Genomic DNA, 21391 nt, shown 5'->3' with positions numbered 1-21391 from the left:
AGACTGACGAAGTCAGTGAGCATATCTACGTTAAGGCGACGCTGACGTGGTTTGAAGAGATTTTGAAAGAGTATTAGACCATACTTTTCTAAAATGCGTCAAAAAAACCTTGCAACTAGGTTACAAGGTTAATGACATTAATCGAAGTTAACGTATTCTTTTTGAAGTTCAAGAACTTCTTCCATTGTTGAACACTCTGTAAGGGCACGGTTAGCGTACTCTTCCATCTTAGTAGTATCCAATTTCTTCATCAAGCTACGTGTACGAAGGACAGATGTTGCTGACATAGAGAACTCATCCAAGCCCATTCCGACAAGAAGTGGAACAGCTTTTTGGTCACCAGCCATCTCACCACACATACCAGCCCATTTACCTTCAGCGTGAGCTGCCTTGATAACGTTGTTGATCAAGCGAAGGATTGATGGGTTATATGGTTGGTAAAGGTATGAAACTTGCTCATTCATACGGTCTGCTGCCATTGTATATTGGATCAAGTCGTTTGTACCAATTGAGAAGAAGTCTACTTCTTTAGCAAATTGGTCTGCAAGCATGGCTGCTGCAGGGATTTCAATCATGATACCAACTTGGATGTCATCCGCAACTGCAACACCTTCAGCAAGAAGGTTTGCTTTTTCTTCTTCATAAACTGCTTTGGCTGCACGGAATTCTTTCAAAAGGGCAACCATTGGGAACATGATACGCAATTGACCATGAACAGATGCACGAAGAAGGGCACGGATTTGTGTACGGAACATTGCATCTCCAGTTTCAGAAATAGAGATACGAAGGGCACGGAATCCAAGGAAAGGGTTCATTTCATGTGGCATATCGAAGTAAGGAAGTTCCTTATCTCCACCGATATCCATTGTACGAACAACCACTGGTTTACCATTCATTCCCTCAAGAACAGCCTTGTATGCTTCATACTGCTCGTCTTCTGTTGGGAAGTCTTGAGAATCCATATACAAGAACTCTGTACGGTAAAGTCCAACAGCTTCAGCACCGTTGTTGTTAACACCTTCAACGTCTTTTGGAGTACCGATGTTAGCGGCCAACTCGAAGTGTTTACCGTCAGCAGTCACTGTTTGAGCATCTTTCAAAAGTGCCCATTCAGCTTTTTGTTTAGCATAAGCTTCACCAGCTGCTTTAAATTCTGCCGCTTGTTCATCTGTTGGGTTGATAATCACTTCACCAGTAATTCCGTTAACGGCAAGGATATCACCGTCTTTGACGATTTCAGTGATATTATTTGTTCCCAATACAGCTGCAATTTCAAGTGTACGTGCCATGATAGCTGAGTGGCTTGTACGTCCACCAATGTTGGTTACAAAAGCTTTTACAAAGTTTTTGTCCAATTGAGCTGTATCAGATGGTGTCAAGTCATGCGCAATGACGATTACTTCTTCATTGATAGAAGCTGGGTTTGGCAATTTCTTACCAAGAAGGTTTGCCAATACACGTTTTGTCACGTCGCGGATATCCGCTGCACGTTCTTGCATGTATGGGTTGTCTTCCATGCCTTCAAAGATAGTGATGAACATATCAGTCACTTCTTTAAGACCTGCTTCTGCATTGACTTTCTTAGCACGAATTGTTTCTTTAATCTGACCAATCAATTCTGGGTCAGCAAGAACCATCAAATGAGCGTCAAAAACTTGAGCCGCTTCTTCACCAAGCGTACCTACAGCTTTCTCGCGGATAAGAGAAAGCTCGTTTTGAGAAGCTTCAAGAGCAACATCCAAACGAGCCTCTTCTGCGTTTGTATCTTCGACTGAAATAGTCTCGAATGACAAATCCGGTTGAACGAGTAGATATGCTTTTGCAACTGCAACACCGTCAGATGCTGCGATTCCTTTAAGCATTTCTGTCATTTCCCTTATGCCAATCCTTCTTTTTCCATTGTTTCTGAGATTGCAGCGATAGCGTCATCTGCATCTGCACCTTCAGCTGAGATAGTTACGTCAGCACCTTGGCCAACACCAAGACTCATAACACCCATAATTGATTTAAGGTTAACTGATTTACCTTTGTACTCAAGAGTGATATCTGAAGCAAATTTGCTAGCAGTTTGCACCAACAATGTTGCTGGACGTGCGTGAATACCTGTTTCTGCCACTACGTGGAAATCTTTAGAAGCCATAGTTTGACTCTCCTTTTGTTCTTTCTTTTTTTGAGTTATATGTGATAACCCTTACAGTTTGGTATTATACCATCTTCTAGGATTTTTTTCAAGCATTTTCTGGATTTTCCTTCAATTTCCTTTCAGATAACTTGCTGAAAATCTTCTATCCTAGATAACAAAACACAGGATATAGTTTCTTTAAAAACGATTTATAGGATAATCATTGCTGTTTTATAAACCAAACACTACATATTGTGTTTTGTTAGCTTGACTAGAAAAACAGACCACTATATTTAGTTTAAATCATTGACAAATTTTTATTTTCTGATATACTAAGATAGTATTAAATTTTGAAGAGGAGTTACACAATGGTAACCGTTTATTCTAAAAACAATTGTGTCCAATGTAAAATGACCAAACGTTTCTTGGACAGTAATAACGTTGAATATAAAGAAATCAATCTTGATGAGCAGCCTGAGTACATCGATCAAGTTAAAGAGCTCGGTTTCAGCGCAGCTCCTGTTATCCAAACACCAACTGAAGTCTTTTCAGGTTTCCAGCCAGGAAAACTGAAACAATTAGCATAAGCTTAGTAATCATCCAGAAGAAACTGCTTCTAGGGCTAACTTAGAAGCCTTTCTTTTGTAATTAGATAAGGGAAATTTTATGGGATTAAAACATCTTGAAGACGTGACTTACTTCCGTCTCAATAACGAAATCAACCGTCCTGTTAATGGACAAATCATGCTTCATAAAGATAAGGAAGCCTTGGATGCCTTCTTTAAAGAAAATGTCGTTCCAAACACTATGGTTTTTGATTCAATTACTGATAAAATCAACTACCTCATTGAACACAACTACATCGAAACAGCTTTTATCAAGAAATACCGTCCAGAGTTCTTGGAAGAATTGGCTCAATTTATCAAAGACCAAAACTTCCAATTCAAGTCTTTCATGGCAGCTTATAAATTTTACAATCAATATGCTTTGAAAACCAACGACGGTGAATATTATCTTGAAAGCATGGAAGACCGTGTCTTCTTTAACGCCCTTTATTTCGCTGATGGCAATGAAGCTGTTGCAATCGATATTGCCAATGAAATCATCCACCAACGCTACCAACCTGCTACTCCTTCCTTTTTGAACGCAGGTCGTGCTCGTCGTGGGGAGTTGGTATCTTGCTTCCTGATTCAAGTAACGGATGATATGAACTCTATCGGACGTTCTATCAACTCAGCACTTCAACTTTCACGTATTGGTGGTGGTGTGGGAATTACCCTCAGCAACCTTCGTGAAGCTGGTGCACCTATCAAGGGGTATGAAGGAGCAGCTTCTGGGGTCGTTCCGGTTATGAAGCTTTTTGAAGACAGCTTCTCTTACTCCAACCAATTGGGGCAACGTCAAGGTGCCGGTGTTGTCTACCTCAACGTCTTTCACCCAGACATCATCGCCTTCCTTTCAACTAAGAAAGAAAACGCCGATGAAAAAGTTCGTGTTAAGACCCTTTCACTTGGTGTTGTAGTACCAGATAAATTCTACGAATTGGCGCGTAAAAATGAAGAAATGTACCTCTTCAGTCCTTACTCTGTAGAAAAAGAATACGGTGTGCCATTCAACTACATCGACATTACTGAAAAATACGATGAATTGGTCGCAAATCCAAATATCCGCAAGACAAAAATCAAGGCGCGTGATTTAGAAACTGAAATCTCTAAATTGCAACAAGAGTCTGGCTACCCTTATGTAGTCAACATTGATACGGCTAACCGTGCAAATCCTGTTGATGGTAAGATTATCATGAGTAACTTGTGTTCTGAGATTCTTCAAGTCCAAGAACCAAGCTTGATCAACGATGCTCAAGAATTCCTTCAAATGGGAACGGATGTTTCATGTAACCTTGGTTCAACTAACGTAGTTAACATGATGACCTCACCTGACTTTGGTCGTTCTATCCGTGCTATGGTTCGTGCCCTTACTTTCGTTACAGATAGTTCACACATCGTAGCTGTTCCTACCATCGACCACGGAAATAGCCAAGCTCATACCTTTGGTCTTGGTGCAATGGGACTTCACAGCTACCTTGCCCAACAACTGATTGAATATGGGTCACCTGAGTCTGTTGAATTTACTAGCATCTACTTTATGCTTATGAACTACTGGACTTTAGTTGAGTCAAACAATATTGCGCGTGAACGTGGTATTACCTTCCACAACTTTGAAAAATCAGACTATGCTAACGGAAGCTACTTCGACAAGTATGTGACTGGCGAGTTTGTTCCAAAATCAGACCGTGTTAAAGAACTCTTCAAAGATGTCTTTATTCCAAGTGCTGCTGACTGGGCTGAACTTCGCGACAAGGTTCAAGCAGATGGTCTTTACCACCAAAACCGCCTTGCTGTAGCGCCAAATGGTTCGATCAGTTACATCAATGACGTTTCTGCTTCTATCCACCCGATTACGCAACGTATCGAAGAACGCCAAGAAAAGAAAATCGGTAAAATCTACTATCCTGCTGCTGGCTTGTCAACAGAAACCATTCCATACTACACTTCTGCTTACGACATGGATATGCGTAAGGTGATTGATGTTTACGCTGCTGCGACTGAGCACGTGGACCAAGGACTTTCACTTACTCTCTTCATGCGTAGTGACATTCCAAAAGGTCTTTACGAATGGAAGAAAGAAAACAAACAAACAACACGTGATTTATCTATCCTTCGTAACTATGCCTTTAACAAGGGAATCAAGTCTATCTACTACGTCCGTACCTTTACAGATGACGGTGGAGAAGTCGGCGCCAACCAGTGTGAAAGCTGTGTGATTTAGTTTCTAGCATAGAAACACTATTTTTCCCTAAGCAGCACTGATAAAATCAAATCTACTATGTCATAACATAATTTATGTAACATTTTAAAAGTCGGGCTTCCGACTTTTTGTGCGATACTCCTATAGAATTATGGTAAAATAGAATAATTGTGAGTTCGCAATACTAAACACAGAAAGAGATTTCAAATGGAAACTTACTACAAAGCCATTAACTGGAATGCCATCGAAGATGTCATCGACAAATCAACTTGGGAAAAGCTGACAGAGCAATTCTGGCTCGATACACGTATTCCCTTGTCAAATGACTTGGATGACTGGAGAAAGCTATCTAACAAAGAGAAAGACTTGGTTGGAAAAGTCTTTGGTGGTTTAACCCTTCTCGACACTATGCAATCTGAAACAGGTGTTCAAGCCCTTCGCGCAGACATCCGTACACCACATGAAGAAGCTGTTTTCAATAACATCCAATTTATGGAATCTGTTCACGCTAAATCTTACTCTTCAATCTTTTCTACCTTAAATACTAAGGCTGAGATTGAAGAAATTTTCGAATGGACCAATACCAATCCTTACCTACAAAAGAAGGCTGAGATTGTCAACGAAATCTACCTAAACGGTAGCCCACTTGAAAAGAAAGTTGCTAGCGTTTTCCTAGAAACCTTCCTCTTCTATTCAGGTTTCTTCACTCCCCTCTACTATCTTGGTAACAACAAACTTGCCAACGTTGCGGAAATCATCAAATTGATTATTCGTGATGAATCTGTTCACGGAACCTACATTGGTTACAAATTCCAACTTGGTTTCAATGAATTACCTGAAGAAGAGCAAGAAAAGCTAAAAGAATGGATGTACGACTTACTCTATACTCTTTATGAAAATGAAGAAGGCTACACAGAGAGCCTCTATGACGGTGTTGGTTGGACGGAAGAAGTTAAAACCTTCCTTCGTTACAATGCTAACAAGGCTCTCATGAATCTGGGACAAGATCCACTCTTCCCAGACTCAGCTGAAGATGTCAACCCAATCGTTATGAACGGTATTTCAACAGGAACATCTAACCACGACTTCTTCTCTCAAGTCGGAAATGGTTACCTCCTTGGTGAAGTTGAAGCCATGCAAGATGATGACTATAACTACGGTTTAGACTAATTCTCCATCACTCTCAATCATCAAAAAGTAAACTAGAAACATCAAAGTTATAACCCAACAAAAATATCGAAAGTTTTGAAAACAAACTTCGATATTTTTGTTTTTGTTTCATTTTGTTGTTTTTGTATTTGAATGATGAGCTAGTTTATGGTAAGATAGTAGTAGGAAACGAGGTGATAATATGCTCAAACAAGAAAAATTAACCAAAATTTTAGAAACAGTAAATAGTAAAGGAACCATAACGGTTAAACAGATTATGGACGAAATAGCCGTTTCAGATATGACTGCAAGGCGCTATTTACAGGAATTAGCTGATAAAGATTTGCTGATTCGTGTGCATGGTGGAGCTGAAAAACTTCGAACCAACTCCCTTTTGACTAATGAGCGATCAAATATTGAAAAACAAGCCCTCCAAACGGCAGAAAAACAAGAAATAGCCCGTTTTGCAGGCAGTCTAGTAGAAGAAAGAGAAACTATTTTTATTGGACCAGGAACAACATTAGAATTTTTTGCGCGTGAGTTGCCTATTGACAATATCCGCGTCGTGACCAACAGTCTACCTGTTTTTCTGATTTTAAGCGAACGAAAATTAACAGATTTGATTTTGATAGGTGGAAATTATCGCGATATTACAGGTGCTTTTGTTGGCACATTGGCCCTACAAAATCTCTCCAATCTCCAATTTTCTAAAGCTTTCGTTAGCTGTAATGGTATTCAAAACGGGGCTCTAGCTACTTTTAGCGAGGAAGAGGGAGAGGCTCAACGCATCGCTTTAAATAATTCTAATAAAAAATATTTACTCGCAGATCATAGTAAGTTCAATAAGTTTGATTTTTATACTTTTTATAATGTATCAAATCTTGATACTATTGTTTCAGATTCTAAACTAAGTGATTCAATCCTTTTTGAACTATCTAAACTTACTAAAGTCATCAAGCCTTAATAAACCTGAAAGATTCTGGGTAACAACTCAATTTCAGAAGAAAATGAAGTAAATCTTCCCACAATAAAACGCATAGTATCAAGTTTTTCAACACCTGATATTATGCGTTTTTCTGCGTTAAAGACTTTTTGCCCAATTGCTTTATCTGCCACCTCAAAGCTATGCATTGAGAAACCTGCGACTTGCTTTCTAGTTTAAAGTTGCTCTTTGATTTTCATTGAGTATAAGCAAGGTGATTAGATAAGAATTTTGCAGCGTACTAAATATAAGATTTAACTTTTTTGGAAATTGCTTATGATTGTTGAAACGGCATAAAATCTGAATCAAAGGAGATAGTATCCCGTTCTTCAGGATTGATAAAATTTAAAAAGATATTTTTAAATTCTTCCAGCTCATAATCTGAATGACAAATCCATTCTTTACCGGTCGAGACATACCATTTCCCAAGGCTTTTCAGTTCTTCATTCGTCAAACACGGTATTTGAGAACATTTTTCAAAGTTGATAATATAAACTTTTTCATAAATAGATTGGATAAAATTTTTGAACATCTTTTTGCCTCACTAAAATTCTATATCTAATGACTCATTCTACTAGTCTATAATCTGAGTTTCTGCTACTTTCTTGTACCAGTGAGCTGATTTCTTAGGATAACGTTCTTGCGTTTCAAAGTCTACATAGAAGAGACCGTAACGTTTTCCATAACCGTTTGACCATGAGAAGACGTCCATCAATGACCAAATGAAGTAACCTTTTACATTCGCTCCATCTGCAATCGCATCAGACAAGACTTCCAAGTGTTGTTTCACATAATCAATACGACCATCGTCGTAAACAGTATTATCAACGAACTCATCTTTATAACCAAGTCCATTTTCAGTGATGTAGATTTTCTTATAGTTCGGATAATCTTTCTTCACGCGCATGATTTGGTCATACAAACCTTGAGGGTAGATAATCCAATCCCAATCCGTACGTGGTACATAATCAGGAGCTACACGACGACCAACACCTTTGATTTGGTATTTAGAGCTTCCTTTCTCACCCTTACCATTATGAATGATTTCAGTTTCGCCATCAAAGGCTTCCATCCAGTCACTCATATAGTAATTGATTCCAAGGAAGTCGTTCAAGTCTTTCGCAGCTTCTAATGCTGTGAAATCTTCTTCACGAAGATCCAAACTACCACCATTGACTGATAAGATATGGTTGACACCTTCCATGGTTTCAGCTGAATAGCGACCTAGATAAGTTGCGTCTAAGATGAATTTATTGTGGATGATATCTTCCAACTCAGCTGCACGAACATCTGCTGGATTTTCATGATCTAGAGGATATTTAGTAGGCAGGGCGTGAACAACACCAATTTCCCCTTTATATCCTTTATCTTTATATAGCTTGACTGCACGTGCATGAGACACCATCATATTGTGGTGCGATTGGAAGACTTTGGCAAGGTCGTACTGAATACCTGGAGGGAATTTCCCAACCAAGTATTGACCATCACCGATTGGTCCAATTTCATTAAAGGTTGTCCAATAGTTTACTTCTGGAAATTCTTCAAAACAGAAGGCAGCGTAGTCTACAAAATGTTCGATATTTTCACGGTTTAAGAAGTCTCCATTTGAGTGGAGAGCTTCTGGCGTGTCAAAGTGATGAAGAGTTACAAAGGGCTCAACATGACGTTTGTGACACTCTGCAAATAAATTATGATAAAACTCAACACCTTTAGCATTTACTTGACCATAACCAGTCGGGAAAATACGTGACCAGGCAATAGAAATTCGAATGCCATTGACACCATACTCTTCTGCTAGCTTGAGGTCAACTGGATATCGATTGTAAAAATCACTGGCTGGTTCTGCAGTGTACCAGTAGTTATCTTCAAGATATTTATCCCACGCAACTGGTCCTTTTCCATCAGTATGTGTAGCCCCTTCTGCTTGATAGGCAGCTGTTGCGCCACCAAAAATAAAGTCTTTTGGAAGTGTTTTTGTCATTTTTTTCACCTATTTCTTGATTTAAATAAAGTAAAAGTGAGAGGAGAGGAGTCAGTGAGCCATCCTTCTCCATCTCACTTCTTGTACCAAGTCACCGAATTGTGACATGAGGAGGTAAAAACGATATCTTTTTACCGACGAATTAATAAGGCGATTAGGAAATTCGCCATAGCGATTTCCGTAACGATGGGAGACTGTTTCACAGTTCCTAGCCTTAATCGAATTGCTCTTGTACGAATGCTAGGGCACCTTTTCCATCACGAGTTAATTTGATGTATTGAGCGCCTTCTGTCTTGGCAAGTTTAATACCGAGTTTATCTGTTTCTGCTTTCATATCTTCAAAGTTTGAAGCAACTTGAGGGGCAAGGATAACCAAATCAAACTCTGGCAACATTTCACGGTGAGCACCATAGCCACCTGCTGCTGCTTTCACAGGGACATTGTATTCTGCTGCTGCCTTGTTCAAAGCATTTGCAAGGAGACCACTTGTCCCTCCACCTGCACAGAGAACGAGAACATTTGTTTCTTCAGTGATGGTATTTTGTGTTGCATCGACACCCGCTTTTTCAAGAATAGCATCCGCTTTTGCAGTGTTGAAGTTTGCAGCAACTTTTTCTTTCAATTCATCATTAGACTTACCTGAACGCTCTTCTTCAAGAATTTGTTCATCATAGACTTTAAGGAATGGATAGTAAATGACAACGTCAACCACGATTAGAAGGGCAGCAAGAATGAATGATAGCACTTGGAAGTTGGTACCAAGAACTAGACCTAGTGGAGCTGGGGTTGTCCATGGTAGATTAGCAGTAAATGAGTTCATTCCAAGTGTTTCAATAAAGAATTTGAAGATCCATACGTTTGCGATTGGAGCAAAGATAAATGGAATGAAGAAGATTGGATTTAATACCAATGGTGCACCAAACAAGATTGGTTCGTTGACACCAAAGAAGGTTGGAACAACAGACGCACGTCCGATTGCACGGTTACGTTTTGATTTTGTTAACCACATAAACATGAATGGAACAACCAGTGTCGCACCAGTACCACCCATGGTAACGATAAACATTTGTGTACCAGAAGTAAGAATCTTATCAGCATGCATCCCTTGTTGGAGAAGGTTTAAGTTGACTTCAGCATTTGCATAGGTAATCGCTGCGATAGCAGGTTCAACAATAGATGGACCGTGAATCCCAACAAACCAGAAGAAGGCAAAGGCACCAAAGATAATGGTGATACCTAGATAACCATCAGCAGCAGAGAATAATGGTGCAAAGAATTTACCGATTGATTCAGCTACGCTTGAACCAACAAAATGACGAGCTAGTAAATCAAGAGCATAAAGAGAAACAACAGATAGAGTGAATGGAATCACATCTTTAAAGACTTGTGAGATATTTGGTGGAACTTCGTCAGGCATACGAATAGTGACGTTGTTCTTAACACAAACCTTATAGATTGCTACGGTAACAAAGGCAGCTAGGAAGGCTGAAAGCAAACCTTTTGTCCCCAAGAATCCAGTAGCTAGACCATTTTCGATAGGATCAGCTGCCAACATCAACAAACCAACAATTGCTGCCAACAATGTTGACATATAGTTGATTTGATTGGTTTTCTCCATGCTCCGGTTTACTGAGTCGGTCAATGACTTGGCTGTTGTACCAGCTACTAAGAGAGCCAGAATTCCCATTGAATAGCTGTAAGGTTTCATCAGAAAGGCTACAACTTCATCAGACCATTTAAAGCCCCATGAGTTTGGTACAAAGGCAATCAAGATAAAAATACTTGAGAAGAGAATAACAGGCATACCTGCAATGAAACCATCACGAATAGCACGAAGATAGATATTACGAGATAATTTCTCGAAGAAAGGCTTTCCTTTCTCGATAAAGGCGATTAACTTATTCATTATTTAACTCCTCTCTTATAAAGTTCGATTAAGTGGTGCATCAAATCTTTTAACAAGATAGTTGTCATCAAGTGGTCTTGACCATGCATCATGGTTACACTATAAGCCAAATCCTCGCCAGCTGCTTCCTTAGTCAATAGACTTGTTTGCGCGTGGTGAGCCTCAGCAATACAGCTACCAGCTTCCTCTACCAGAGCGTCCGCTTTGGCAAAATCACCAGCTTCAGCAGCTTTCAAGGCTTCCAATAGTTTTGAACGAGCATCGCCAGCATAGGCTACGATTTCAAAACCTAACAATGTTACTTCTTCTCTATTCATGATAGAATTCTCCTTATATAATTTTAAATAATTTTTATGACAATAAACGTTGGATATGTAGAACTAGATAAACACGTTCACTTTTATACAAATCAATACCCGTATGTTGCGTAATCACATCATAAATCTTAGAACCAATCTCGAAGGCTTTTGGGTAGGATTGTTTGATATGGTCTTCCATATCCAGAAGTGATTGGTTATCATCTCTAGATCTGTCTAAATAATCCAAGAAATAATTCAAATGTATCATAAAGCGATCATAGAAATGGTTATTCTCTTTAGTTCGTTGAATTGCATATTCCTTTAGAACTTCTTCAACATTCCTGAGAATTTCTTTCCTCTTATCAATCGACTCCACAAGTTCTACTTCATTCTCGCCTTCGGCATTGATGAAATGATAAGCAATCCGAATAATTTCGTCCTCAGGAAAATGATCCGCTAGCTTCTGACGATAAATTTCAAAAGCTTCATTTGCGATTTGAAAAGCGACAGGATACTTAGCGGAAATATCTGGCAGATTACTATCCTTGTACCTTCCTTGTGCTAGAGCTTGGTAAGAACAGTAAATATGATCTGTCAAGGTTACGTAGAGATACTCTTGAATCGGATAATGATATTTCTTTGATAGCTTATCAATAATCTCATAGGTCACTGTGATAAAATCAAGCGGAACATCTTTGAGAAGAGCCATAAAGTTTTCTCTTGACTCTTCGGTCTTCATCCGAAAGATTTTCTCAACCTGATTTTCAGCAATCAAATCCCCCTTCTTCTTTCCAAATGCAATCCCCTTACCAATCACAATCACTTCTTCTCCCTTATCATTTCTGACAAGCGAGACATTGTGATTCATTGGATTTAGAATTCGATACATGTCAACCTCCTTTTATATCTTAAAGGTATATGAGTATAAAAAATGACCACAAATGAACTAGAAAATCAGCCGATTCCTAATTCACCTGTGATCATGCCTAATCTTACTTAGTAACACTCACCTTGTATTAACTTGTGATTTAAGTATAGCACAAGTAAGTTATTTTGTAAACCTTTACATGTAACTTTTTTAAACTTAACTATGTTCTAAAATTCATCAAACAGAGGATCTGTTTTTATTTATTTTTGTAAATCAAAACAAAAACAGGAAGACAGAAAAATAAAAAAGTAGCTACATTTTTAAAATTCATTAAATCTAATAAACAAAGAACACAAGAAACTATAAAACAAAATACGGTTATTTTTTTAAACGAACTATTCATAAAGAAATAACCTTTAAGGTAAATCTATGGTGTAAACAAGGTTTACAAATGGCACCTCTACTGTAGCTACAGCAACTGTCCAATAATTTTCTACAGCAGTTTTTACAGCCCAGCCAATCGCACCACTTATTACAGCAACAAACCCAGCCGTAACAGGATTAACCGCAAATTGTTTTAAATGCCATCCAGCATATCCAGTAGCGAAAGCTCCAGCAGCCCAGCCACCCATCCCCCTCACTTGAGGACCAAGATTGAAACGAAAACCTACAGGACCTCTTTCGTAAACGTTAGGCAACTCTTTTACAGCTTCATACATCAAACTTGCTTCTTGTACAGAAATACCAATATTTTTTGCTAGCTCTTCAGGAGTACCTTTTAAATTTATATTTCCAAATTTATCTACATAAAAATAATCTTCCAAAATTTGACCAGCATTTACAATATCTTCTGAAACCGAAACATTATAAAATTTATTCCCATCAACATTCAAAACAATATCATTTGCTTTATCTACTCTAGTTAGGGCACTATCTGCAAATACAGAATGACTAACCATAGGTAAGGCTGATGAGAATATTGAAACAATACCTAGTCCTACAACTAACGCTTTAAAACTCTTTTTAGTAGCCATTTATCTTCTCCTTTTATAGAACAATGAATGAAATGTGCATCTAAATATAGTTTATTCTGGCAATATTGTTTCCGTATTTTTCCTTCCTAGCTCGTAAAATAAACTATATCCTATTTTTATTATACTTCATCTAGTTACTTTCTAATTCATATTAACTTGTGATTTAAGTATAGCACAAGTAAGTTATTTTGTAAACCCTTACATGTAACTTTTTTAAAAATTTTTTTAGATTCATGTACCTAAACTATCAGGAGCTTCTTACACGCGTTCTTTCCATGAAGTTGCTGTTGTTTGAAGAACTTTGTTGAGTTCGTCAATGTTTTCAAAACCAGTTGTGCGAAGCCATTCACGAGCTGCTGCTTCACCATCTTTGATGTATGCTTCAACTGATCCAGCCCATGTTGCACGGCCACAAAGAACTCCGTTAAAGTTTGCACCTGATTCATGAGCAAATACAAGAGTATCTTGGAAGAGTTTAGCTGATACACCAGCACTCAAGTAGATGTATGGCAAGTTCGTTGCTTCATCTTGAGCTTTGAAGAAGGCTGCTGCTTCTTCACGTGTATAAACCGCTTCACCTTCAGCGAAGCCTTCAACATATTTAATGTTAACAGGAACTTCTACTTTCAAGACATCAATGTTAAAGCGTGGGTCTGAGAAGACTTTCATAGCACCGATAACTTTGTGTGGTTTTACTTTAGCGTATTCTACAGAACCTGCGTCAGCAATTTTTTCATCGTAAGCAAGGATTTCAAGGAAGAATGGGATATCTTCAGCCACACATTCAGAACCGATACGTTCTATGTAAGCTTGTTTTTCTTGGTTGAGTTCGTCTGAGCTATCTACATCATAGTAAAGCAAGAATTTAACTGCATCTGCACCTTCTTCTTTAATACGTTTTGCAGACCAAACATCCAAGCAGTCTGGCAAGCGTTTTGTGCTTGTTGTGTCATAACCTGTTTTTTCATAAGCAAGGAGAAGACCAGCTTTTTCATCAAGAGCTTTAGTTGCTGGAAGTCCATACTCAGGGTCAAGAAGCATAGATGAAGCGTATTTAGTCAATTCATCTGCTACCAAAACTTTAAGTTCTTCCATTTGAGCCACAGTTGGTTCTTCTGTTTGGTGTTGAGCCATAAGGCGTTTTAAAGCACCACGTTGGTCAAAAGCAAGAGCTGAGATGATACCATTTTCATCAGAAAGTTTTTCTAAGCGTGCACGTTTTTGTTCTGTTAAAGCCATTTTATACCTCTTTTACTATTAATTGATCATATAGAGCTTGATAGTTGGCCATGTTGACATGACCAGTCATTTTTTCTTGAGCATTGAGCATACCAAGGACATTTGCCTTGATGAGCAGTTCTGCATCCGATTCTTTATGAAGTAGTCCTGAAGAAATTCCTGCTACAGTAGAATCTCCAGATCCAACAGGATTTACCACCTGAATTCTAGGAATATCTACCTTGTAGAAAGTGTCTCCATGTTTGGCAAAGGCACCGTTGGCACCAAGTGAAACGATAATCCATTCAATACCTGCAAACAAAGGTTCTTGAAGGACTTCTTTTAATTCATCCAAATCCTCAGAAACTTCTCTTCCTAGAAGCTGAGACAATTCCTCATTATTTGGTTTGATGACTGTGGGTTTATGTGGTGATTCAAGAACTGCCTGAAGAGCCGCACCAGAGCAGTCCAAAACAACAGGCTTGCCAGCTTGATTAGCAAGTTCTACCAAGTTCGCATAGTAATCAACTGGAAGGCCAGCTGGCAGACTACCTGAAATAGCGACTACTTCAACTGACTCTAAGAGATTTTTGAAATGATCCAAAAAGCCTTTTTCTTCCTGTTCCAATACTTCAGGTCCTTTTTCAAGAACTTCTGTTTGGTTGTCTCCGTGAAGAATAGCGATACAGTTACGAGTTTCTCCTTGAATTGAGAAGAAATCTTTCTTTACTTGATCATCGATATGTTCAACCAAAAACTCACCAAGTTTGCCACCCACTAAACCAGTAGCAAGAACAGAATCCCCAAATTCTGAAAGTACTCGGGTAACATTGAGTCCCTTACCACCAGCCGTTTTGGTTACATCCACCACACGATTGACAGTATCAATCTTCAACTCATCCAAGGGATAGGAAATATCAATGGATGGGTTCATTGTGACTGTTAAAATCATAGGTCACCTCTTAGTCGTGGTATTCTCCGCGATCCCATTTTTCAAGGAATTCAGTGAAGAAGTTTGCGTCTGTTTGTTGAGCATTGTGACTTTCAAGGTGTTCAATTTTCGCAATCAATTTCTTGTTTTCTTCAGATGGTTTGTATTCAGCATGGATGAAAGCTTCGATGATATCACACATGAGCAATTCACCAGTAATCTTACCACCAAAACCGATAACGTTAGCGTTCAATTGCTCTTTAGCATAAAGGGCTGTTGTCATATCACGAACCAAGGCAGAACGAACACCTGGAACTTTATTTACAGCGTTGTTGATACCAACACCAGTACCACAGATACATACCCCAAGATCAGCTTGACCGCTAGTTACAGCTTCCCCTACTTTTTTACCAAAGATTGGGTAGTGAGTACGTGTATGGTCATAGGTACCAAAGTCAATAACTTCATATCCTTTTGATTTCAAAAATTCTGAAACCGCCATTTTTTCATCTGTTACGATGTGGTCACATCCAATTGCAATTCTCATTAGTTATTCCCTCCGATTAATTATATAAATCTAATATCATTTATCCCTACTCAAGAAAAATCAAGATTAGCTTAGGAAGCGAGCTGCAAGCATAACTGAGGTTAGCTAAAGTGAGCTGACAACAGATTATCTTGATTTTTGAAGAGTATTAGCACATTTTATTCAACATGTCGACACGGATTTGATGACGTCCACCGTCGTATTGACCGTTAACAAATCCTTTAGCGATATTTTTAGCCAATTCATCACCAACAAGTTGTGCTCCCATAGTGATCATACGTGAGTTGTTGTGGCCACGAGTCATATAAGCTGAACGTTCGTCAGAAACTTCTGCAGCAACCATTCCTTTGATCTTAGTTGCGACCATAAATGGACCAGCTCCATAAGCATCAATCACGATACCAAGGTTTTGTTCTTCTTTGTTTACTTCTGCAGCAACAGCGAGAGTCACATCAACAAAGTCTTGACCTTCAGCTGTAACATCCACAAGGTGGAAGTTTTCCTTTTCCAAGAAGTCTTTCACCACTTCTTTCAATCTCAAACCTGCAGCATCTGCACCGATAACAATAGACATATTGTATACTCCTTTTTATTTTTTCTAGGCTGGATTCCAGCAGTGTATTGGCTGTCTTTAAGAAACAGTCAATTAGTCCTCACAAACATAATATACTACTATTGTTTGAAAAAGTCAATAGTTTATGTTTGTTTTTGTTGTTTATTTTTTTGATTTTTTATAAAACTTCTATCTCAAACCCTAATTCTTCAACCTGATTGGCTTCTAAGAGACGAACATTCTTCTTATCTTCTAAATGATTTTCTGCTGAATTTTAAGCAGAATGTCATTTCTCTTTTTAGAATCAAAAGGACGAGATTGTGGAAGCTCTGTGGGACTAATAGGTTGTGGCATTAAAATATCCTCCAATAGTTTTACTTTACTAATAGTATACAGGAGGTCTTCCATGAATGATAGATACCTTGTTATGACGCGCTTACTATCCATCAACAGAGAGAAGGACGACAAAAAAGAAAGGACAAAATTTGTCCTTTCTGAATCTTAGCTAACTTCCATCTACTACAGTTGGCAAAGAGGCTTCTTCACTATCCGCTATAGGGTGAGTATATCCAGCTAATGTGTAGGTTACCCTAGTTCTTTTTAATTGATAAAGATTTTTGCATGTGAAGGCTATTGAGAATCAAATAGAATCATCTACTTAAGCTTCTTCATCATCTTTTTTCTTTTTAGAAAAGAGTAAACCGACTGCTCCAAAGATTGATAGAAGTCCTAGAGCAGCTGTAGTGCTATCTGATCGACTACCAGTATTAGGTAATGCTGCTGCCTTAGCCTTGTCTTTAGCCACTGGGTTAACTGCTGCTATTGCGGCAATTCCGTCTGCTTGCGCTTTGTCCACGCCTGCTTGGTCGCTTGCTGCGTCAATGGCTTGGATAGCTTTGTCCGCTGCCGCTTTAGCTTGTTCCTTAGCCGCTGCTTTTTCTGCATCTGAAAGGTTAGCGTTCGCATCAATCTCGGCTTCTTTTTCCTTAAGCTTAGCTGCTACTGCTGCCTTAGCCTTGTCTTTAGCCACTGGGTTAACTGCTGCTATTGCGGCAATTCCATCTGCTTGCGCTTTGTCCACGCCTGCTTGGTCGCTTGCTGCGTCAATAGCTTGGGTAGCTTTGTCCGCTGCCGCTTGGGCTTGTTTCTTAGCCGCCTCTTTTTCTGCAGGACTTAGCTTGCTATTGTTTTCAATCTCGACTTCTTTTTCCTTAAGCTTAGTTGCTACTGCTTCCTTAGCTTTGTCCTTAGCCACTGGATTAACTGCTGCTACTGCGGCAATTCCGTCTGCTTGCGCTTTGTCCACGCCTGCTTGGTCGTTTGCTGCGTCAATAGCTTGGATAGCTTTGTCCGCTGCCGCTTGGGCTTGTTTCTTAGCTGCTGCTTTTTCTGCATCTGAAAGGTTAGCGTTCGCATCAATCTCGGCTTCTTTTTCCTTAAGCTTAGCTGCTACTGCTTCCTTAGCTTTGTCCTTAGCCACTGGATTAACTGCTGCTACTGCGGCAATTCCGTCTGCTTGCGCTTTGTCCACGCCTGCTTGGTCGCTTGCTGCGTCAATGGCTTGGGTAGCTTTGTCCGCTGCTTGCTTAGCTCGATCTTTAGCTGCATCCTTTTCTTCTTTTGTTGCATTTGGAGTGTTGTCAATTGCTGCTAATTTATCTGCTAATTTTTTCGCTAAGTCTGCTTTGGCAGCTTTCTTAAGAGCTTCTAAGTCACCATTTGTGTGGACGCCTTCAATGGCTGTTACACCTGCTGTTTTAGCTTCGGCTACTTTATCAGCGTCTTCTGCTGAGTCAATCTTAGCTTCGGCTGCTTTTCGTGCTTCTTCTACAGCTTGTTCTTTCTCAGCACGTTGCGCTTCTGTTAAGCTCTTATCTGCTGCGATGGCTGCTTTTTCTGCTTGCGCTGCTTTTTCTAAGTCTGCTTTGGCAGCTTTCTTAAGAGCTTCTAAGTCACCATTTGTGTGGACGCCTTCAATGGCTGTTACACCTGCTGTTTTAGCTTCGGCTACTTTATCAGCGTCTTCTGCTGAGTCAATCTTAGCTTCGGCTGCTTTTCGTGCTTCTTCTACAGCTTGTTCTTTCTCAGCACGTTGCGCTTCTGTTAAGCTCTTATCTGCTGCGATGGCTGCTTTTTCTGCTTGCGCTGCTTTTTCTAAGTCTGCTTTAGCTTTGTCTTTAGCCACTGGTTTAACTGCAGTTACTTCAGAGAGTGCATCTTCTTGGGCTTTATCAACGCCACCTTGATCGTTAGCATCTTTTGCTTTCTTAATAGCTTGGCCTGCTTTTGTGACCGCTGCCTCTAGTTTTGCCTTAGCTGCCTTCTTCTCGTCTTCTGATAATTTATCATTATCCTCTATCTCAGCCATTTTCACTGCTGCAGCTTCTGCTATGGCATCTACCGCCATGTCTGTTCCTATTGGATTCACATCGCCTATAGCTTTAGTTCCCTCAGTTTGCTTATTGGTAACTTCATCTTGAGAGTTGGCATTCGTAATAGCTTGCTTAGCGTCCTCTGCTGCTTTCTTCGCTGCGTCCTTAGCTTTGTCTTTTTCGGCCGGACTTAACTTGTCATTTTTGTCAATCTCTGCTTCTTTTTCTTTAAGCTTATCTGCTATTGCTTTTTTAGCTTTGTCTTTAGCCACTGGGTTGATTGCAGTTACTTCAGAGATTGCAGTTGTTTGAGCATTATCAACTTCATTTTGATTTTTAGCTTTCTTAGCTTTCTTAATAGCTTGGCCTGCTTTTGTGACCGCTGCCTCTAGTTTTGCCTTAGCTGCCTTCTTCTCGTCTTCTGATAATTTATCATTATCCTCTATCTCAGCCATTTTCACTGCTGCAGCGGCTGCTATGGCCTCTACCGCCATGTCTATTCCTATTGGATTCACATTGTCTATAGCTGCAGTTCCATCAGTTTGCTTATTGGTAACTTCATCTTGAGAGTTGGCATTCGTAATAGCTTGCTTAGCGTCCTCTGCTGCTTTCTTCGCTGCTTCCTTAGCTTTGTCTTTTTCGGCCGAACTTAACTTGTCATTTTTGTCAATCTCGGCTTCTTTTTCTTGAAGCTTAGCATCTACTGCGTCCTTAGCTTTGTCTTTTATTTTCTGCTCTTCGTCCAGCTGTTTCCATTTTTCTCGAGCCTCTTCCACTACTGTTTTATAATCACTAGTGTTACCTCCAGAATCAATCTTCTCCTTAATTTTTTGTAATTTTTCTTCATAAGCAGCCTTGGTTTCAGGAGTAGACCATTTTGTATCTTCTTCTTTTTGTTCGGTTAATTTATCATAAACTTTTTTAGCTAAGTCCTTGGCAACTTTGCTGGTGTCCTGAGTAACTGCAAACCCATTTCCAACAACTGGTAGAGCATAATGTTCCCAAGGTATTTGATACCCCATACCTAATTTGTTATTATCAGCCGCACTAATACGAACTGTATACTCGGTTACACCTGGTGGCAATTCAATTCCTTTACTTTGAAATGTACCAAAATTCATCCCTAATTTGTTTTTATTAGCATCTTGAGCTAACTTGGAATTTAATTCATCCCGACTAGGAATTGGATTCATATTAGTATCAAATGTTTTAATTCCTGCTGCATCAACTTTTGTTACCTTCTTTTTATCATTATCTATATTATCAGTAGGTCTAAATGTTTCTTCGTAGATAGTTAAAGATGAGCCATCTCCAGCCTTAGTCATAACTACTACCTTATACGCAGCCTTATTCCCGTCAATATCTCCTGTAAATCCCGTTCTAAAAGCAATTGTTACTCCAGTTCCTGTGGAAGAAGAATAAGCTTTAAAAGTTTTCTCGATACCATTGTAACCTACTATCCCTTTTCCTTTATTTCCTTGATTTCCATTATCATATTTTTTGTATTCAGTATTATCAAATACTTGTTTATCTTTAGTTTTTTCCGTTCTAACTTGCCCTAGAAAAAAAGCATAATTTTGTGAACGATCGAAAGAGCTCTCATCTAAATAAGTTTTAAATTTATTATTTGAAATAACCGTATTCACAGTCTCAATGGGAAATACCCCGTTATCTGTCTTTCTTGCAACACCGAATTTTCCGCCATTGACTGCCTTCCAACCACCAAATTCATCCAATTCACTCACTTCACCTGGATTTATACTTTTGGTAGTACCAACTTGGTCTATGTTAGCAAGTTTTTTCTCATTCTCTACTGTTTCAGGTAGTTCTTTTAATTTGTTCGCCAATGTATCTACACTTGCACCATCCCCTGGAGCTTCATAAGTCTGATGTGCATCTGGGTCGTCATCGGTTGGAGTCGCTGGTGGGGCAGGTGCATCACGTCTTTTACGTACTTTTAGCTTGTTGCTTGCTTCTTCTGATCTTGTACCTTCACCTTCAGATTTTGGAGAGCTAGAGTCCCCACTCACAGAGTTTTCATCCGATTGAGTCTTTGTTGTAGTTTCGCTTCTTTCAGATGAGTTGGCTTCTTCCTCTTTGGTCTCTGGATGACTTTCTTGCTTGCCTTCATCCCCTGCTTCAGTATTGGTTGCAGATCCTTGTTCTTTTGCAGCAGGAGCAGCGTAGGTTGGCTGCTGTTCCTCTGATTTTTTCTCTATTTCCGAATCCTTATCAGCTGCCACCTCCTCATTCGACTGTATGGCCTGCGCTTCCGCAGCAGATACCGCTCCACTTCCCATAAAGAGATAGAGTGCCGCCACGGCTACCGAGGCAGCTCCAAAACTAACCTTACGAATCGAAAAACGTAATTGTTTTTCTCTATCGTTCTTCTCACTATAAAACATATTAGATGTTCCCCTTTTTAGTTTAAATTTTTTCAAGTGTAATTACTGAGTCCATAACTGTAACACAATGCAAAGGTTTGCCTTGTGAATCAAAAATGCACTCAATCATTCAACCTGATATGACTAGACTATTATACCTTAAATTACTTTAAAAAGATAATCATTTGACTTCTTTATCTCACTTAGGTATCAAGAAAAAGACAGCCTACCCATATATAT

Annotated in this window: 18 protein-coding genes and 1 pseudogene; 4 read left to right on the top strand and 15 right to left on the bottom strand. The window is 39.2% G+C overall.

Going from position 1 to position 21391, the window contains the following annotated elements:
• Positions 1 to 137: 137 nt before the first annotated feature.
• The gene (gene ptsP / locus HT701_RS04635) at positions 138 to 1871 is read right to left on the bottom strand and encodes a phosphoenolpyruvate--protein phosphotransferase (RefSeq protein ID WP_050236566.1); all 1734 of its coding nucleotides are present in this window, start codon (positions 1869 to 1871) and stop codon (positions 138 to 140) included.
• 5 nt (positions 1872 to 1876) lie between these two features.
• Complete coding sequence (locus tag HT701_RS04630) at positions 1877 to 2140, bottom strand: phosphocarrier protein HPr (protein WP_000146947.1); 264 nt, start codon at positions 2138 to 2140, stop codon at positions 1877 to 1879.
• Between the two features lie 350 nt (positions 2141 to 2490).
• Between HT701_RS04630 and nrdH the strand changes: the two genes are divergently transcribed.
• From nrdH to HT701_RS04610, 4 genes are all read left to right on the top strand, one after another.
• Entirely contained in the window at positions 2491 to 2709 is a 219-nt protein-coding gene (gene nrdH, locus HT701_RS04625) for a glutaredoxin-like protein NrdH (RefSeq protein ID WP_000259243.1), read from the top strand.
• Between the two features lie 79 nt (positions 2710 to 2788).
• Positions 2789 to 4948, top strand: coding sequence for a class 1b ribonucleoside-diphosphate reductase subunit alpha (nrdE, locus tag HT701_RS04620; protein WP_138705840.1), 2160 nt, complete (start codon positions 2789 to 2791; stop codon positions 4946 to 4948).
• A 186-nt stretch (positions 4949 to 5134) separates the two neighbouring features.
• Positions 5135 to 6097: a class 1b ribonucleoside-diphosphate reductase subunit beta gene (nrdF, locus tag HT701_RS04615; RefSeq protein WP_054393043.1), complete on the top strand. Its 963-nt coding sequence runs from the start codon at positions 5135 to 5137 to the stop codon at positions 6095 to 6097.
• Between the two features lie 181 nt (positions 6098 to 6278).
• Positions 6279 to 7040 (top strand): DeoR/GlpR family DNA-binding transcription regulator, encoded by a 762-nt coding sequence (locus HT701_RS04610; protein ID WP_172931263.1) that lies wholly within the window; start codon positions 6279 to 6281, stop codon positions 7038 to 7040.
• Here HT701_RS04610 and HT701_RS04605 read toward each other — a convergent pair.
• The 13 genes and pseudogenes from HT701_RS04605 to HT701_RS04545 all read right to left on the bottom strand — a co-directional run bounded on the left by HT701_RS04605 (position 7037) and on the right by HT701_RS04545 (position 21172).
• Positions 7037 to 7192, bottom strand: coding sequence for a hypothetical protein (locus HT701_RS04605; RefSeq protein ID WP_172931260.1), 156 nt, complete (start codon positions 7190 to 7192; stop codon positions 7037 to 7039). The genes HT701_RS04610 and HT701_RS04605 overlap by 4 nt on opposite strands.
• Positions 7193 to 7332: 140 nt before the next feature.
• Positions 7333 to 7590 carry a DUF3884 family protein gene (locus tag HT701_RS04600; protein ID WP_100104527.1) on the bottom strand — a complete coding sequence of 86 codons (258 nt, stop codon included), beginning with the start codon at positions 7588 to 7590 and terminating at the stop codon, positions 7333 to 7335.
• A gap of 42 nt (positions 7591 to 7632) precedes the next feature.
• Positions 7633 to 9039, bottom strand: a complete 1407-nt coding sequence (gene lacG, locus HT701_RS04595; protein ID WP_100104528.1) for a 6-phospho-beta-galactosidase — start codon at positions 9037 to 9039, stop codon at positions 7633 to 7635.
• A gap of 214 nt (positions 9040 to 9253) precedes the next feature.
• Positions 9254 to 10945: a lactose-specific PTS transporter subunit EIIC gene (locus HT701_RS04590; RefSeq protein WP_138705836.1), complete on the bottom strand. Its 1692-nt coding sequence runs from the start codon at positions 10943 to 10945 to the stop codon at positions 9254 to 9256.
• The gene (locus HT701_RS04585) at positions 10945 to 11262 is read right to left on the bottom strand and encodes a PTS lactose/cellobiose transporter subunit IIA (RefSeq protein WP_023936918.1); all 318 of its coding nucleotides are present in this window, start codon (positions 11260 to 11262) and stop codon (positions 10945 to 10947) included. Before HT701_RS04585 ends, HT701_RS04590 begins: the two co-directional genes overlap by 1 nt.
• A 34-nt stretch (positions 11263 to 11296) precedes the next feature.
• Positions 11297 to 12133, bottom strand: a complete 837-nt coding sequence (locus HT701_RS04580) for a transcription antiterminator (protein ID WP_138705835.1) — start codon at positions 12131 to 12133, stop codon at positions 11297 to 11299.
• 395 nt (positions 12134 to 12528) lie between these two features.
• Positions 12529 to 13146 (bottom strand): hypothetical protein, encoded by a 618-nt coding sequence (locus tag HT701_RS04575; protein WP_000201672.1) that lies wholly within the window; start codon positions 13144 to 13146, stop codon positions 12529 to 12531.
• A gap of 258 nt (positions 13147 to 13404) precedes the next feature.
• Positions 13405 to 14385, bottom strand: a complete 981-nt coding sequence (gene lacD / locus HT701_RS04570; RefSeq protein ID WP_001219111.1) for a tagatose-bisphosphate aldolase — start codon at positions 14383 to 14385, stop codon at positions 13405 to 13407.
• Between the two features lies 1 nt (position 14386).
• Entirely contained in the window at positions 14387 to 15316 is a 930-nt protein-coding gene (locus HT701_RS04565; protein WP_172931262.1) for a tagatose-6-phosphate kinase, read from the bottom strand.
• A 10-nt stretch (positions 15317 to 15326) separates the two neighbouring features.
• Positions 15327 to 15842, bottom strand: a complete 516-nt coding sequence (gene lacB / locus HT701_RS04560; RefSeq protein ID WP_001216910.1) for a galactose-6-phosphate isomerase subunit LacB — start codon at positions 15840 to 15842, stop codon at positions 15327 to 15329.
• Positions 15843 to 15990: 148 nt separating this feature from the next.
• On the bottom strand, positions 15991 to 16416 hold the full coding sequence (gene lacA / locus HT701_RS04555) for a galactose-6-phosphate isomerase subunit LacA (RefSeq protein WP_000029273.1): 426 nt from the start codon (positions 16414 to 16416) through the stop codon (positions 15991 to 15993).
• Positions 16417 to 16573: 157 nt separating this feature from the next.
• A pseudogene (locus tag HT701_RS04550) lies at positions 16574 to 16657 on the bottom strand (aldose epimerase); the annotation flags it as partial.
• 396 nt (positions 16658 to 17053) lie between these two features.
• Entirely contained in the window at positions 17054 to 21172 is a 4119-nt protein-coding gene (locus tag HT701_RS04545) for a DUF1542 domain-containing protein (protein WP_172931261.1), read from the bottom strand.
• Between the last annotated feature and the right edge of the window lie 219 nt (positions 21173 to 21391).

Source organism: Streptococcus sp. 10824 (genome assembly GCF_013276595.1).
GTDB classification, from domain to species: domain Bacteria; phylum Bacillota; class Bacilli; order Lactobacillales; family Streptococcaceae; genus Streptococcus; species Streptococcus pseudopneumoniae.
Note: the sequence above shows the minus strand (reverse complement) of the source record. Positions and strands in the feature narration are given on the sequence as shown.

Excerpts from the sequence above, each read along its gene's own strand:
- HT701_RS04545 (WP_172931261.1), bottom strand. The coding sequence starts at position 21,172 with ATGTTTTATAGTGAGAAGAACGATAGAGAAAAACAATTACGTTTTTCG.
- HT701_RS04575 (WP_000201672.1), bottom strand. The coding sequence starts at position 13,146 with ATGGCTACTAAAAAGAGTTTTAAAGCGTTAGTTGTAGGACTAGGTATT.
- nrdF (WP_054393043.1), top strand. The coding sequence starts at position 5,135 with ATGGAAACTTACTACAAAGCCATTAACTGGAATGCCATCGAAGATGTC.
- lacD (WP_001219111.1), bottom strand. The coding sequence starts at position 14,385 with ATGGCTTTAACAGAACAAAAACGTGCACGCTTAGAAAAACTTTCTGAT.
- nrdH (WP_000259243.1), top strand. The coding sequence starts at position 2,491 with ATGGTAACCGTTTATTCTAAAAACAATTGTGTCCAATGTAAAATGACC.
- HT701_RS04630 (WP_000146947.1), bottom strand. The coding sequence starts at position 2,140 with ATGGCTTCTAAAGATTTCCACGTAGTGGCAGAAACAGGTATTCACGCA.
- lacA (WP_000029273.1), bottom strand. The coding sequence starts at position 16,416 with ATGTCTATTGTTATCGGTGCAGATGCTGCAGGTTTGAGATTGAAAGAA.
- lacB (WP_001216910.1), bottom strand. The coding sequence starts at position 15,842 with ATGAGAATTGCAATTGGATGTGACCACATCGTAACAGATGAAAAAATG.
- HT701_RS04565 (WP_172931262.1), bottom strand. The coding sequence starts at position 15,316 with ATGATTTTAACAGTCACAATGAACCCATCCATTGATATTTCCTATCCC.
- HT701_RS04610 (WP_172931263.1), top strand. The coding sequence starts at position 6,279 with ATGCTCAAACAAGAAAAATTAACCAAAATTTTAGAAACAGTAAATAGT.
- HT701_RS04580 (WP_138705835.1), bottom strand. The coding sequence starts at position 12,133 with ATGTATCGAATTCTAAATCCAATGAATCACAATGTCTCGCTTGTCAGA.
- ptsP (WP_050236566.1), bottom strand. The coding sequence starts at position 1,871 with ATGACAGAAATGCTTAAAGGAATCGCAGCATCTGACGGTGTTGCAGTT.
- HT701_RS04600 (WP_100104527.1), bottom strand. The coding sequence starts at position 7,590 with ATGTTCAAAAATTTTATCCAATCTATTTATGAAAAAGTTTATATTATC.
- lacG (WP_100104528.1), bottom strand. The coding sequence starts at position 9,039 with ATGACAAAAACACTTCCAAAAGACTTTATTTTTGGTGGCGCAACAGCT.
- nrdE (WP_138705840.1), top strand. The coding sequence starts at position 2,789 with ATGGGATTAAAACATCTTGAAGACGTGACTTACTTCCGTCTCAATAAC.
- HT701_RS04585 (WP_023936918.1), bottom strand. The coding sequence starts at position 11,262 with ATGAATAGAGAAGAAGTAACATTGTTAGGTTTTGAAATCGTAGCCTAT.
- HT701_RS04590 (WP_138705836.1), bottom strand. The coding sequence starts at position 10,945 with ATGAATAAGTTAATCGCCTTTATCGAGAAAGGAAAGCCTTTCTTCGAG.